Origin of the sequence: Actinomadura graeca, from assembly GCF_019175365.1 — a bacterium.
GTDB classification, from domain to species: domain Bacteria; phylum Actinomycetota; class Actinomycetes; order Streptosporangiales; family Streptosporangiaceae; genus Spirillospora; species Spirillospora graeca.
This window is the reverse complement of sequence record NZ_CP059572.1, coordinates 8,712,217-8,726,009: the sequence shown is the minus strand read 5'-3', so window position 1 is coordinate 8,726,009 and position 13,793 is coordinate 8,712,217. Positions and strand designations below refer to the sequence as shown.

At 73.2% G+C, this 13,793-nt stretch carries 12 protein-coding genes; 4 read left to right on the top strand and 8 right to left on the bottom strand.

Annotation, left to right across the window (positions count from 1 at the left end; translation table 11 throughout):
* The first annotated feature begins 53 nt into the window (after positions 1–53).
* From AGRA3207_RS38825 to AGRA3207_RS38815, 3 genes are read left to right on the top strand one after another with little or no spacing between them, the layout of a single operon-like run.
* Entirely contained in the window at positions 54–734 is a 681-nt protein-coding gene (locus AGRA3207_RS38825; protein ID WP_231336523.1) for a TetR/AcrR family transcriptional regulator, read from the top strand.
* Positions 727–1,647, top strand: coding sequence for an ABC transporter ATP-binding protein (locus AGRA3207_RS38820; protein ID WP_231332346.1), 921 nt, complete (start codon positions 727–729; stop codon positions 1,645–1,647). The genes AGRA3207_RS38825 and AGRA3207_RS38820 overlap by 8 nt, the downstream gene beginning before the upstream one ends.
* Positions 1,644–3,275 carry an ABC transporter permease gene (locus AGRA3207_RS38815; protein WP_231332345.1) on the top strand — a complete coding sequence of 544 codons (1,632 nt, stop codon included), beginning with the start codon at positions 1,644–1,646 and terminating at the stop codon, positions 3,273–3,275. Before AGRA3207_RS38820 ends, AGRA3207_RS38815 begins: the two co-directional genes overlap by 4 nt.
* Positions 3,276–3,586: 311 nt before the next feature.
* On the opposite strand, the gene AGRA3207_RS38810 is transcribed toward AGRA3207_RS38815, so the two are convergent.
* From AGRA3207_RS38810 to AGRA3207_RS38780, 7 genes are all read right to left on the bottom strand, one after another.
* The gene (locus tag AGRA3207_RS38810) at positions 3,587–4,546 is read right to left on the bottom strand and encodes an aldo/keto reductase (protein WP_231332344.1); all 960 of its coding nucleotides are present in this window, start codon (positions 4,544–4,546) and stop codon (positions 3,587–3,589) included.
* Between the two features lie 8 nt (positions 4,547–4,554).
* A complete protein-coding gene (locus tag AGRA3207_RS38805; RefSeq protein WP_231332343.1) occupies positions 4,555–5,661 on the bottom strand; it encodes a zinc-binding dehydrogenase in 1,107 nt (368 codons plus the stop codon).
* Between the two features lie 19 nt (positions 5,662–5,680).
* Complete coding sequence (locus AGRA3207_RS38800) at positions 5,681–6,553, bottom strand: branched-chain amino acid ABC transporter permease (protein WP_231332342.1); 873 nt, start codon at positions 6,551–6,553, stop codon at positions 5,681–5,683.
* A 61-nt stretch (positions 6,554–6,614) separates the two neighbouring features.
* Positions 6,615–7,775 (bottom strand): ABC transporter substrate-binding protein, encoded by a 1,161-nt coding sequence (locus tag AGRA3207_RS38795; protein ID WP_231332341.1) that lies wholly within the window; start codon positions 7,773–7,775, stop codon positions 6,615–6,617.
* A 48-nt stretch (positions 7,776–7,823) separates the two neighbouring features.
* Positions 7,824–9,566 (bottom strand): branched-chain amino acid ABC transporter ATP-binding protein/permease, encoded by a 1,743-nt coding sequence (locus AGRA3207_RS38790; RefSeq protein WP_231332340.1) that lies wholly within the window; start codon positions 9,564–9,566, stop codon positions 7,824–7,826.
* Entirely contained in the window at positions 9,563–10,315 is a 753-nt protein-coding gene (locus tag AGRA3207_RS38785) for an ABC transporter ATP-binding protein (RefSeq protein ID WP_231332339.1), read from the bottom strand. Before AGRA3207_RS38785 ends, AGRA3207_RS38790 begins: the two co-directional genes overlap by 4 nt.
* Positions 10,315–11,259: an alpha/beta hydrolase gene (locus AGRA3207_RS38780; RefSeq protein ID WP_231332338.1), complete on the bottom strand. Its 945-nt coding sequence runs from the start codon at positions 11,257–11,259 to the stop codon at positions 10,315–10,317. Before AGRA3207_RS38780 ends, AGRA3207_RS38785 begins: the two co-directional genes overlap by 1 nt.
* A gap of 117 nt (positions 11,260–11,376) precedes the next feature.
* Here AGRA3207_RS38780 and AGRA3207_RS38775 point away from each other — a divergent pair, with 117 nt between their 5' ends.
* Positions 11,377–12,753 carry an amidohydrolase gene (locus AGRA3207_RS38775; protein ID WP_231332337.1) on the top strand — a complete coding sequence of 459 codons (1,377 nt, stop codon included), beginning with the start codon at positions 11,377–11,379 and terminating at the stop codon, positions 12,751–12,753.
* Positions 12,754–12,756: 3 nt separating this feature from the next.
* Here AGRA3207_RS38775 and AGRA3207_RS38770 read toward each other — a convergent pair whose 3' ends face one another.
* Entirely contained in the window at positions 12,757–13,749 is a 993-nt protein-coding gene (locus AGRA3207_RS38770) for an aldo/keto reductase (RefSeq protein WP_231332336.1), read from the bottom strand.
* Positions 13,750–13,793: the final 44 nt, after the last annotated feature.

Sequence of the window (13,793 nt, the reverse complement as noted above, 5' to 3'; positions counted from 1 at the left end):
TGTGTATGGTATACGTGCATATTGGAAGCCATACGAATGTATTGGACGTGGCCATGGCACCGGACGGCCGGGGCAGGGCCCCCGCACCCGAGGACCTGACGGCGCGTTCGCGCATCAGGGACGCGGCGCTCCTCCAGTTCGCCCGGCACGGGACGAAGGGCGCGACCTTCCGGGGGATCGCCGAGGCCGCCGGGGTGTCGGTCGGCCTCGTCCAGCACCACTTCGGGTCCAAGGACGCGCTGCGCCAGGCGTGCGACGCCTACGCGCTCGACGTCGTCCGCGCCAACGGCGCCCGGTCGACGAGCGACGAGGCGGGCGACCCGGGGTTCCTCGCGGCGGCCATGCGCGCGGACCTGCCCGTCCGCCGCTATCTCGCCCGCGCGCTCGTCGACGGCTCGCCCGCCGCCGCACGGCTGTTCGACGACATGGTGGACCTGACGGAGCGCTACCTCCGCGCCCCGCCGCCCGGCGTCTCCGAGCCGGACACGCGCGACCTGCGCGCCTACTGCGCGGCGATGGCGGCGATGACCGCCGGAGTCGTGGTGCTGCACGAGCACCTGTCGCGGGTGCTCGGCACCGACACGCTCACCGCCGAGGGGGCGCCGCGGCTCCGCCGCGCCGTCCTGGAGGTGTTCGACGACCGGCTGCTGAGCCGGGAGATCGTGGCCCGGGCCCACGCCGGGCTGGACGAGTACGAGGCGGCCCCCGCCGCCGAGGGAGATGACGATGACTGAGGCGATCCAGGTCACCGGCCTGGTCAAGACCTTCGGCCCCACGCGCGCGCTCGACGGCCTGGACCTCACGGTCCGGACCGGCGAGGTGCACGGGTTCCTGGGTCCCAACGGGGCCGGGAAGTCCACCACCATGCGCGTCCTGCTCGGGCTCATGCGCGCGGACGCCGGCACCGCGCGGCTCCTCGGCGGAGACCCCTGGCACGACGCGACGGCCCTGCACCGGCGGCTGGCGTACGTCCCCGGCGACGTCACCCTGTGGCCGAACCTGTCCGGCGGGGAGGTCATCGACCTGCTCGGGCGGCTGCGCGGCGGCCTCGACGAGAACCGGCGCGAGGAGCTGCTGGAACGTTTCGAGCTCGACCCGAGGAAGAAGGGCCGCGCCTACTCCAAGGGCAACCGCCAGAAGGTCGCGCTCGTCGCCGCGTTCGCCTCCGACGCCGAGCTGCTCATCCTCGACGAGCCCACCTCCGGCCTGGACCCGCTCATGGAGGAGATGTTCCGCGAGTGCGTCGGCGAGGAGCGGCGCGCCGGGCGGACGGTGCTGCTGTCCAGCCACATCCTCAGCGAGGTCGAGGCGCTCTGCGACCGCGTCACCATCATCCGCAAGGGGCGGACCGCCGAGACCGGCACCCTCGACGAGCTGCGGCACCTGACCCGCACGGCGGTCACCGCCGAGCTGGCCGCCGACCCCGGCGGCCTGGACCGGCTGCCCGGCGTCCAGGACCTGGACGTCCGTCACCTGGACGGTCAGGGCGTGCAGATCCGCTGCGAGGTCGACACCGACCGGCTCGGGACGCTGCTGGAGCGGCTCACCCCGGCGGGCGTGCGGAGCATGACCAGCCGCCCGCCCACCCTCGAAGAGCTGTTCCTGCGCCACTACCAGGACGACCTCACCGGCGCGGAGGCGTCATGACCGCCGTCACGGCCACGCCGCTCCCGGTCGCGCGTCCCGGCCGGCTGGCCGGGACCGGGCTGCTGCTGAAGATCTGGCTGCGCCGCGACCGGATCATGATGCCGGCCTGGATCTACGCGCTCACCGCCCTGGTCTCCAGCACCGTCTACGGCTTCAAGACCGGCTACGACGAGCCGGGCGCGCTGGAGAAGTTCGCGCGCGGCATCAACGACAACCCCTCCGCCAGGGCTCTGTACGGGCCGGTGCTCAACGACCACAGCGCCCCGGCGATGGCGGCCTGGCGCGTCGGCGCGACCGGCACCGCGATGGTCGCCATCATGTGCGTCCTGCTCGTCGTGCGGCACTCCCGGGCCGAGGAGGAGAGCGGGCGGCTGGAGCTGGTCGGCGCCGGCGTCCTCGGCCGCCGTGCGCCGCTGACCGCCGCGCTGCTCGTGGCCGGGTCGGCGGCCGCCTCGCTCGCCGTCCTGGCGGCGCTCGTGATGATCGTCTTCGGTGCGCCGGTGGACGGCGCGGTCGCGTTCGCCCTGTCCTGGCTCGGCGCGGGCCTGGTGTTCTCGGGCGTCGCGGCCGTCACCGCGCAGCTCGCCGAGACGTCCCGGCTGGCCAACGGGCTGGCGCTGGCCGTCCTCGCGGCGAGCTTCCTGGTGCGCGCGGTCGGCGACGTCGGCTCGGCGGGCTGGGTGTCGTGGCTGTCGCCCATCGGATGGGCCCAGCGGGTGCGGCCGTTCGCGGGCGACCACTGGGCCGTGCTGCTCCTGCCGCTGCTGGCCTTCGCGCTGCTGGCCACCGCCGCGTACGCGCTGACCGAGCGCCGCGACCTCGGCGCGGGCGTCCTCGCCGCGTCCCTCGGCCCGGACCGCGCGGCCCCGTCCCTGCGCGGCCCCCTCGCGCTGGCGTGGCGGCTGCAGCGCGGCACCCTCGCCGCCTGGGCGGCCGGCTTCTTCGTCTACGGCCTGGCCATCGGCGGCGTCGCGGACGGCGTGGGCGACCTCGTCGGCGACAGCGACTCCGCCGCCAAGAGCATCCGCGAGATGGGCGGCCAGCAGAACCTCACCGACGCGTTCCTCACCACGGCCATGGGCCTCATGGCGCTGCTCGCCGCCGCCTACGCCGTCCAGGGCGTGCTCAGGCTGCGCGCCGAGGAGTCGGCGCAGCGGCTGGAGCCGCTGCTGGCCACGGCGGTCGGGCGGCTGCGCTGGGCGCTGGCCCAGCTCGCCGTGACCGTCGCGGGCACCGCCGCCCTGCTCGCCCTCACCGGCGTCGCCGTCGGGCTCGTGCACGGCACGCGGTCGGGTGACCTGGGCGGGCAGCTCCCCCGCGTGACCGCCGCGGCGCTCGCGCAGCTCCCGGCCGTGTGGGTGATCACGGCGATGACCGTGCTGCTGTTCGGCCTGCTCCCCCGCTTCACGAGCGGCGGCTGGGGCGTGCTCACCGTCTGCGTGATGCTCGGCCAGGTGGGCCCGGTGCTGAACCTGCCGCAGGCCGTCCTGGACGTCTCGCCGTTCACCCACACGCCGAAGCTCCCGGGCGGCGGGTTCTCCGCGCTGCCCCTCGTCTCCCTCACCGCCGTGGCAATGGCCGCCGCCGCGGCCGGTCTCCTCGCCTTCCGCCGCCGCGACATCGGCTGATCCGCCCTGCTCCGGCGCGGCGCCGCCCGCCGCCCTCCCGGCCTGGTCACCCGTCCGGGAGGGTGATGGTCAGCGTCGTGCCGGTCGCGGGCCTGCTCGTGATGTCCACGTGGCCGCGGAGCGCGCGGACGCGGTCGGTGAGCCCCGCGCGCTGCGCGACACGGCCGGCGCGCTGCCGTCACGACGCCGGACCCCCGCCCACAGCGCCGCCAGGAGAGGGGCCCGGGCGCTTCGGTGACGGCCGCGGGCTCCCCGCTGCGGCGGTGCGGGACGGGGGTCCAGGACAGGGACGGGGGTCCGGGGACAGGGGCCTACGGGCCCTCGGGGTCCACGATCCCGCGGTCGACCCAGAACGGCTCCATCAGGGAGCGCAGCCGCTCGGCGCCGACGCGCTCCAGGACGTCCAGCGCCTCGATGTTGCCGGTCAGCTGCTCCAGGCTGGTCGACCCGAACAGCACCGTGCTCGTGGACGGGTGCGTGAGGGTGAACGCGATGCACAGCTGCGCGGGCGTCGCGTCCAGCTCCTTCGCCAGGTCCGCGATGCCCTTGGCGGCCTCCTGGATGCGGGGGCGGATCTCGCCCGGGTCGCGGCCGATCTGCCGGGACGCGCCGGACTTGCCGGCGAGGATGCCGCCCTCCAGGACGTCGGACGCCTGCATCGACACGCCCGCCGCGAAGACGTCCGCGAACGGCTCGCCGTCGGGGATGGAACGGCGGCACGGGCTGTACTTGAGCTGCGCGAGCTGCGGGCCGGGGGAACCGGCGGCCAGGGCGTGCTCGCGGATCTCCCGGATCGTGGTCGCCGACCAGTTGTTGACGCCCCAGCAGCCGAGCAGCCCCTCCCGCTCCAGCTCCGCGAGCTCCTCGGCGAGGCCGCGCAGGTCGAGGTCGTCGCTGCGGATGTCGCCGAGGACGGCGACGTCGGCGTGGTCGGCGCCGGCGCGGAACAGCGCGTTGGCGAGCTGGTCGCGCATGGGGATCCCGGGATACCCCTCCAGCCACAGCTTGGTGGACAGCAGGTAGTCCTCCCGGGCGATCCCGGCGGCCCGCACCATCGCCGAGAACAGCACGTCGGTGAAGACCGGCGGGTGGCCGGGCATGCCGTAGACGGCGACGTCGAACAGGTTGATCCCGGCGTCGACGGCGTGGCGGAGCATCGCGACGGCGTCGCCGAAGTCCATCCGGTCGTAGGTGTGCCAGGACCCGAGGGACAGGACCGACGTCTCGGGACCGGCCGTGCCGAGACGGCGGCGGGGAATGCGGTTGGACACGGTGTTCCTCATCGGTGTGGGTGGATGACGGCCTTGACCTGCTCGAGCCGGGACATGGCGGCGAGGGCCGAGGAGGCCCCCTCCAGGCCGTCCGGCGCGCTGAAGAGGTCGTCCCAGACGAAACGGTCCTGGAACGTCCGCAGGAACTCGACCGACCGGTGGTAGTCGCCGACGTCGCCGTTCAGCGAGCCGAGCACGTTCAGCTCCTTGCCCATGATCGCGCCGAGCGCGAGCTGCTCCGGCTGCGGGCCGGTGCTGCCGACGATGACGAACCGGCCGCCGAACGCGGCCATGCCGACGGCCTCGGCGCCGACGCCCGGCGCGCCGGCGAGGTCGAGGACGAGCTCGGCGCCGCGGCCGCCGGTGGCCTCCATGACCTCGGCGTTGCGCGACTCGGCGTCCCCGTCCAGGCCGATGGTCACGTCGGCGCCGAACGCGCGGGCGAGCTCCAGCCGCTCGTCCGGCGCGCCGACGGTGATGACCTTGCCGGCGCCGGAGACGCTGGCGACGGCGGTGGCGACCATGCCGAGCGCGCCCGCGCCCTGCACCACCACGGACGATCCCGGGCGCACCCCCCCGGCCCGGTCGAAGGCGTGCAGGACGGTCTTGACCGCGCATCCCGCGGCCGCCGCCCAGGTGTCCTTCACGTCGTCGGGCAGCACGACCTTCAGCGCGCCCGGCGTCACGTAGTTGTGCCCGGCGAGGCCGCCCGTGGCGTACGGGGGGCGGTCGGCGCGCTGCAGGAACCCGTAGCCGCGCTCGGCGCAGGCGACGGGGTTGCGCAGCACGGTGCAGCCGTAGCAGTGCCCGCACACCGACTCAGACCACCCGATGCGGTCGCCCACCTTGACGGTGCGGCCGAGCGCGTCGCGCGTCCCCGGGCCCACGGCGCACACCGTGCCCATCATCTCGTGCCCGAGGACGATCGGCAGCATGTCGGGGAACGACATGTGCCCGGCCCACAGGTGCACGTCCGTCGCGCACAGCGTCGCGCAGTCGACGCGGACGACGGCCGCGCCCGGCTCGACCTCGGCCGGCAGCGGGAGCTCCTCGATGCTCAGGGCGGCGCCGTGCTCGCGCAGCACCGCCGCCCTGGTCGACGTCAGATCGGGCATGGGTCGTCTCCTCGATTCGTCATCTGCTGTGGGCGGTGTCCCAGACCTCGCGGCGGCTGCGCCACCACAGGAGCACGAGGATCACCAGGAAGGGCACGACACCCTGGTACTTCTGGATGGAGTCCACGGAGGACGACAGGCCCTCCAGGCATCCGAGGATCAGCCCGCCGACGAGGGTCAGCGGCAGGCTGCGGAACGCGCCGACCATCGCGACGGCCAGCGCGGTGCTGATCAGCCCGGACAGGGCGCCGAAGTCGCCGCCGAGCCGGGGCGCGACCAGCACGATCACCAGCATCGTGATGGCGCCGACGCCCGCCCACACGCCCACGGCGAGGCGGGGCGCGGGGATCCCGACGACCTCGGCGGTGCTGGGCCGCTCCGACAGCGCCTGCAGCTTCAGCCCGATCCGCGTGCGGGTGAGCAGCAGGCCGACCGCGAGCGTGATGAGCAGCGCGAACGCCAGCGACACGAGCACCGACTGCGGGACGACGACGCCGCCCACGGTGAAGACGGGGTCGCCGAACGGGTTCGGGAACTGGTGCGCGCCGGTGGAGTTGCTTCCGAACAGCCGCAGGCCGATCGCGCTGAGCGCCACGAATAGCGCGACCGTGACGGCGGCCTTCGTCCGCTCCCGGTGCCCGGAGAACCAGCGGACCAGCGCCGCGCCGAGCAGCCCGGACAGCAGGGCCGCCGACAGGGCCCCGATCGGCAGGGCGAGCCAGACGTTCATCCCGTCGTCGGTCAGCGAGACCATCACGAACGCGCCCATCGCGCCGACCGCCGTCATCGCGAAGTTGACGACGGCGACCAGCCGGTAGGTCAGGACGACGCACAGGCCGAGCAGGGCGTAACCGCCGCCGCTGGTCAGCCCGGCGATCACAGAGTTCACCATAGGGTTCCTCCGGGTGGGGCCGGGCGCGCGCGGAGGCCGCGCGCGCCCGGACGAACGAGGCTCAGTTCTTGCCCGGGACGGTGAAGCCGCCGGGCAGGACCTTCCAGCCGCCCTTGTCGGCCTTGACGAACCGGCTGCCCTGGATCGGGTTGTGCTCGTTGCCCGGCCCGAACACGTACGGGGTGCCGACCATCGGGTAGTTGATCGGCTTCATCTCCTTGAACGCCTTGGTCACCGACTCGCGGGTGATGTCGCCCTTGATGGTCTTGAGCACCTGGACGAAGATGTCCGCCGCCATGACCGCGCCCTGGCTGAACGCCGTCTTCTGGATGCCGTTGCTCTCGACGATCTTCGCCCAGCGGTCGTTGCCCGGCAGGGTCGGGTCGGTGTAGGGCTGCCACTCGGTGCCCGCCCAGGCGGTCATGTCCGCGGGGATCGTCTTGGCGTTGGCGTCGGTGTAGCTGTTGGCCGCCAGGATGAAGTCGACCTTCTGCATGCCCTGGGTCTTGGCCTGCGCGAACCACGGGCCGACGGTGGCGTTGTAGAGCACGGCCTGGCAGCCGGCGTTCTTGTCCGCGACGAGGTAGCGGGTGGGGTCGCCCTGGCCGACGGCGAGGTTCTTGTGGGTGAGGGTCTTGCCGGTGATCTCGGTCCACTTCTTGATGGCGCCCTCGATGCCGCCGCCGCTGCCGGGCAGGACGGTGTAGTCGAGGCAGACCTTGTCCCGCTTGAGCGTCTCGGACGCGTAGTACAGCATCGCCGTGGTCAGCGCGTACGGGCCGGGGTTGACCGGCGCGATGTTCGGGCTGGTGAAGCAGGCCGGGTCGACGCCGATCGCCGGGACCGAGACGATCTTCTCCTTGCTGTAGGTGGCGCGGTTCAGGCCGCAGTCCACGGCGCTGGACGAGCCGGCGAGCGCGACGACGCCGTTGGACTGGATCAGCTCGCGGGCGGCCTGCCCGGACCGGGACGGGTCCATGGCGTCGTCCTTGCTGATCAGCTCCAGCTTGCGGCCGTTGATGCCGCCGGCGGCGTTGACCTCCTCGAAGACCGCCTTGACGGCCTTCGGGACCTCGGGCGTCTGGAACAGCCCGGTGATGCCGTTGATGGAACCGACCTTGATCGGCCCGTCGGAGCCGCCGTCGGAGGAGTTACAGGCGGAGGTGAGGGACACGGCGAGCACTGTGGCGGCCGCGGCGGACAGGTATGTGAGTTTCTTCATGGCTGAGGCCCTTGTTTCGCGGGGGTGGGATGGCTGGCGGGGTCTTTGTCAGGACGCCGGGACGTCCGCGGCACCGAGGTAGGCGGCCCGGACCGCGGGATCCGCGAGGACCTCGCCGGTGGGACCGGAGGCGATCACGTGCCCGAAGTCCAGGACGGTGACCTGCTCGCAGGTGGCCTGCACGAGCTCCATGTCGTGCTCGACCAGCAGGATCGACACCCCGAAGCGCCCGGGCACCTCGGTGAGCCTGGAGCCGAGCCGCAGCGACTCGGCGGCCGACTGCCCGGCGGCCGGCTCGTCCAGCAGGGCGACCTTGGGCCGGGCCGCGATGGCCGCGGCCACGTCCAGGAGACGCCGGGTGCCGGCGTCGACGATGGACACCGGGACCTCCCCGGGCGGACAGCCGAAGAACTCCAGCAGCTCGTCCGCCTCGGCCTGGGGCAGCCTGCGCCCGGCGCCGATCGCCAGGTACTCGTACTGGGTGAGTTCCGGGGCGATGGCCGTCGTCTGGAAGGTGCGACGCAGGCCGCGCTTGGCCCGCGTACTGGGATCAATCTTGTCAAGTGCCTGACCAGCGAGTTCCACCTTACCTTCGTAGCCGGTGACGAAGCCGGTCACGGCGGAGATGAAGGTGGACTTGCCCGCGCCGTTGGGCCCGATCAGCCCCACGACGGCACCCTCCGGGACGGTCAGGTCGACCGCGTCGAGCGCGACGACCTCCCCGAACCGGACGGTCAGGCCCGTCACCGACAGGCACGGCTTCCGGTCGCCCGGGTCGCGCGGCGGCGTGAGCACCGGCGCGGCCTCGGCCCCCTTCTCCGTCCCGGCCTCCTCGGTCTCCTTCATCAGCTTGCGCGCCGAGCGCTCGCGCTTGCGCATCCGGGTGAGGTCGGTCTGGCTGAGCCCGCTGCGCAGCGCCAGCAGGGCGCCGACGCCGAACAGCACGCCGCCGAAGTCCTGCGGCAGCGAGACCTTGTCCATGATCGTCGGCATGATCGCGCCGAAGATCCCGCCCATCACCGCGCCCTCCGGGTGGTGGGGGCCGATCATGATGGCGACGGCGAACAGCGCCAGGGACTGGCCCATCGCGAAGTTGCTCGGCACCACCAGGCTCAGCTGCCCGGCCAGCAGGCCGCCGCCGATCCCGGCGATGAACGCGCTGATCGCGAACGCGGCGAGCTTGCTGCGCGCCACCGAGATGCCGTGCGAGGCGGCGGAGCGCTCGGAGTGCCGCAGCTCGTACCACGACAGGCCGAGCCGCGTCTTGCCGATCACGCCGAGGATGACGGCGAGCACGGTGAAGACGATCACCACGAACACGAAGTACGCGCCGTCGGTGACGAACGGCTCCGGCCGGTCGAGCATCTTCAGGTCCTTGGCACCGGGGAACGGGTTGGCGTTCCACACGATGTCCGCCGAGACGGCGAACCCGAAGGTGACGACGGCGAGGTTGACGCCGCGGATCCGCAGCGCCGGCAGGCCGATCGCGACGCCGACGGGCACCGCCGCCAGGCCGCCGAGGAGCAGCCAGACGAAGAACCCGCCCGGCGCCTCCGCCACGTTCAGCCGCAGCACGACCCACGCGCCGATCGCCGCGAAGGACATCTGGCACAGCGACATGATGCCGACCCGCCCGACGATCACACCGAAGCTCTGCATGATCACGGCGCTCACCACGGCGCTGATGGCGAGGTAGATCCAGTAGGGCGACAGCACCGCCGGGAGGGCGACGCAGGCCAGCGCGGCCAGGCCGATCCCGATGCCGAGCCCGCGCTTGTCGACGAGGTTCATGGCCGCTCGCTCTCTGCCGGGCCGGCGTCCCGGTCGGCGGTGGTCAGGGGCGGCCCGCCGAAGTAGAGCCGGTGCAGCCGCTCGTCGTCGCCGCGCAGCTCGGCGCACGGCCCGGAGAACACGACACCGCCCTTGCGCAGCACGTGGGCCTGGGTGCCGACCTCCAGCGCCAGGTTCGCGAACTGCTCGATGAGCACCACCGCGATCCCCATCCCGGCGAGCTCGCCGATCGTGGTCATGAGCCGGCGCACCACCATCGGGGCCAGTCCCAGCGACATCTCGTCGATCAGGACGACCTTCGGCTCGGACACCAGGGCCCGGCCGAGCACGACCATCTGCTGCTCGCCGCCCGAGAGGTAGCCGGCCTGCAGGTTGCGGCGCTTGTCCAGTTCGGGGAACAGCTTGTAGACGGTGGACAGCTCGCCGCCTCCGGACTGGGAGACCAGCAGGTTCTGCTCGACCGTCAGCGTCCGGAAGGTGGTGCGGGCCTGTTCCACGTAGCCGAGGCCCGCCCTCGCCCTGCGGTAGGGGGCCATCTTCTCGATGGGCGTCCCGTCCAGGCGGATCGCGCCGGACTTGACCTTCGCGAGGCCCGCGATGCCGTCCATGAGGGTGGTCTTGCCGGCGCCGTTGGCACCGAGGATGACGGTGACCGCGCCCGGGGCCGCGTCGAGCGAGACGTCGTGGATCACCGGGACCTCCGCCCGGTCGACGCTGACGCCCTCCAGGGCCAGGGCCGGAGCGGTCATCACTCGCCGCCGAACGCGGAACGCAGGGCCGCGGCCGTCCGGGCGTGCGCGTCCTTGGCGACCGACAGCTCGGTCGCGAGCGGGCCGAAGAACGCGTGGATCATGCCGTCGTAGCGGACGAGCTCGGTCGGGACGCCCGCCTCCTCCAGCCGCCGGGCGTACTCCTCGCCCTCGTCGCGGAGCACGTCGCACTCCGCCCCGAGCACGAGCGCGGGCGCCAGGCCGGACAGGTCGTCCGAGCGCAGCGGCAGCAGGTACGGATCGTCCAGGTCGCGGGCGTCGGAGGGGTAGGTCGTGAAGAACCAGTCCATGCTGGACTTGGAGAGGAAGAAGCCCTCCGAGTACTCGCTGTAGGACGCGCGGCCGTCGTCGGGGTGTCCGAGGACCGGCGACACGAGGACCTGCAACGCCAGGTCCGGGCCGCCGAGGTCGCGGGCCTTCAGCGCGGCGACGGCGGCGAGGTTGCCGCCGGCGCTCTCGCCGCCCACCGCGATCCGGGCGGGGTCGGCGCCGATCTCGGAGCCGTGCGCGGCGATCCAGGCGACGACGGCGTAGGCGTCGTCGGCGGCCGCGGGGAAGGGGTTCTCGGGGGCGAGCCGGTAGTCGACGGACACGACCATGGCGCCCGCGGCCGTACAGACGGTGCGACAGGAGAACTCGTTCTCCTCAAGGCTGCCGATCGTCCAGCCGCCGCCGTGGAACCAGACGAACGCGGGGAACGGGCCCTCACCCTCGGGCTTGTACACGCGCACGGGGATGTCGCCGGCCGGTCCCGGGACGGTGGTCTCGGTGACGGAGCCGACGGGCGGCCGGTCCTCCTCCGGCAGAGTCCACATCAGACGGAACTGCTCGCGCATGGTGGCCACGTCGAGCGGTGCCGCGCTGTTCGGGTCCTCGGCGGGTGTGCGGTCGATGATCCGCTGCGCCTCGGGATCCAGGGGCATCGTTAACCTCCGAAGGCCCGGTGTGCCCGCTCACGCGGGCCGGGCACTCCAAAATCGTATCTGATTCCGTGTACGTTAATTGCATCCCATCGACGGTGTCCAGAGTTGGAGCACGATATGACCGAGGAATCCAAGCCTGCCGACCTCGTCTTTACCGGCGGACGGGTGCACACCGTCGACGCACGCGACCGGATCGCCGAGGCGGTCGCGGTCCACGCCGGCAAGATCACACGCGTCGGGACCGACGGCGAGATATTGCCGCTGGTCGGCAAGGGTACGCGGATCGTCCGCCTTCAGGGGCGCTCTCTGGTCCCCGGTATCAACGACTCGCACCTCCACGGCGTCTGGCTCGGCCTCATGTGGCCGGGCCTGCTCATGGACCAGCTCGCCGGGACCGGCGGCCACACCCACGACGCGCCGGCCCGGCTGGAGGGGGCCGAGCAGCGGCGGCGGGCGATCCTGCGGACCGCCGACCTGCTCGCCTCGTTCGGCGTCACCAGCTACACCGAGCCCGGCCTCGGCCCCGGCGAGGACGAGGGGGCGAGCGGCTGCTTCGGCTCGGCCGCGCTGCGCGACTACGCCGACCTGGCCGCGGAGGGCCTGCTCAAGGCCCGCGTGACGGCCCTGATGCTGTTCGGGGAGCTCGACGGCCCCAGCTCGGCCGCCGCGTTCGAGGAGGGGCTGCGCGACTTCAAGCCCCCGGCCGACGTCCCCGGGCGGTTCCGGGTCGCGGGCGTGAAGATCTTCGCCGACGGCATCCCGCCGATGCGGACCGCCTGGACCGACCGTCCCTACGACGACGGCACCCACGGCTCACTGCTGATCGACGGCGGGTCGGACGCCGAGCGGGAGGCGGCGCTGCGCGCGATGATCGGCGCGGCGCACGCCGCCGGCCACCAGATCGGCGTGCACGCCACCGGCGACCGGACCACCCGGGTCGTGGCGGACGCGTTCGCCGCCGCCCTGGCCGGGAACGCCCGCGACGCCCGGCACTACATCATCCACGGCGACCTGCTCTCGCCGCAGACCCTGACCCTCCTCGCGTCCGCGGGGATCGGCCTCAACACCCAGGCCGGCATCCCGGTCGCGACCGAGCCGATGCTCGCCGCGGCGCTCGGGGAGGACGCGCTGCGCGACGCCTGGCCGACCCGCGACGCGCTGGACGCCGGCGTCCGGCTCTGCCTGAGCTCGGACGCGCCGGTCCTCACCCCCGACTGGCGCGCGGGCCTGGCCGCCGCGGTGACGCGCCGCGGGCTCGACGGCGCGGTCCGCGGGGAGGCGCAGCGGCTCGCGGTCACCGAGGCGCTGCGCGCTTACACGATCACCCCCGCCTGGCAGGACGGCGCCGACGGCTGGAAGGGCTCGGTCGAGCCCGGCAAGGCCGCCGACCTGTGCGTCCTGGACGGGGACCTGCTCGACGTCGAGCCGGAGGCCCTCCCGTCCCTGCCGGTGGCCATGACCGTCCTGGGCGGCGAGACGGTGTACGAGTCCTGACGGTCAGCGGGGCACCGGCGCGTCGGTGCCCCAGGAGGCGGCGGGGTCCACCACTCCCTTGTCGAGCCAGAGCCCGGCCACGGCGTCGCGCAGTTCCTCGCCGTGCCGGGCGGCGAGGCCGAGGGCGGCCAGGTTGTCCTCCAGCTGGGACGCCCGGCTCACCCCCACCAGGACGTTCGCCACCGCGGGGTGGGCCAGGCAGTAGGCGATGGCGACCTGCGCCGGGGTGGCGCCGAACAGGTCGGCGACGCGGCGGAGCTCGGGGTAGGCGGCGCGGATCCGCTCCCGGATGCCGCCGGGGTCGGCGCCGATCTTGCGTTCGGGGTCCAGGCGCCCGGCGAGGATCCCGCCCTCCAGCACGTCCGACGCCTGCAGGCCGAGGCCCTCGTGGGCGAAGAGGTTGGAGTACGGCGCGCCCTCTGGCACCGACCGCCGCGCCACGCTGTACTTGAGCTGCGCGAACGAGGGCGGCACCAGGCCCTCGGCGGTGGCGAACCTGCAGGCGAACAGAACGTCCCCGGCCGACCAGTTGTTGACGCCCCAGGACGTGAATTTCCCGGCCCTGACCAGCTCCGACACGTCGGTGACCACGGCGCGGAAGTCGGGCCGCTCCATGAAGTCGCCGAGCACGACCATGTCGGCGTGGTCGGTGCCGACCCGGCCGAGGGACACCTTGATCTGCTCGGCGAAGGAGGAGGCGGGGTAGTCCCAGAGCCACAGCTTGCCGCACAGCAGATAGTCCTCGCGGGCCAGGCCCGCGTCGCGGACGGCCTGCCCGAACAGCACGTCGGTGACGGCGTTCTCGGCGTGCGGGCCGAAGTTGTAGTGCGCGACGTCGAACATGTCGACGCCGCGGTCGACGGCGAGGCGGACGAGTTCGGCCGCGTCCTCGCGCTCCATGCGGTCCCAGGTGTTCCACGAGCCGAGGGCCAGGAGCGGCACCTCGGGGCCGTCCACGCCGAGCCGGCGCCTGGGCGCCCGTTCTGCGAATTCCATCGCTGACCTCCGATGAGGGGTGATCGGCCCCCGGGCGGATCCCT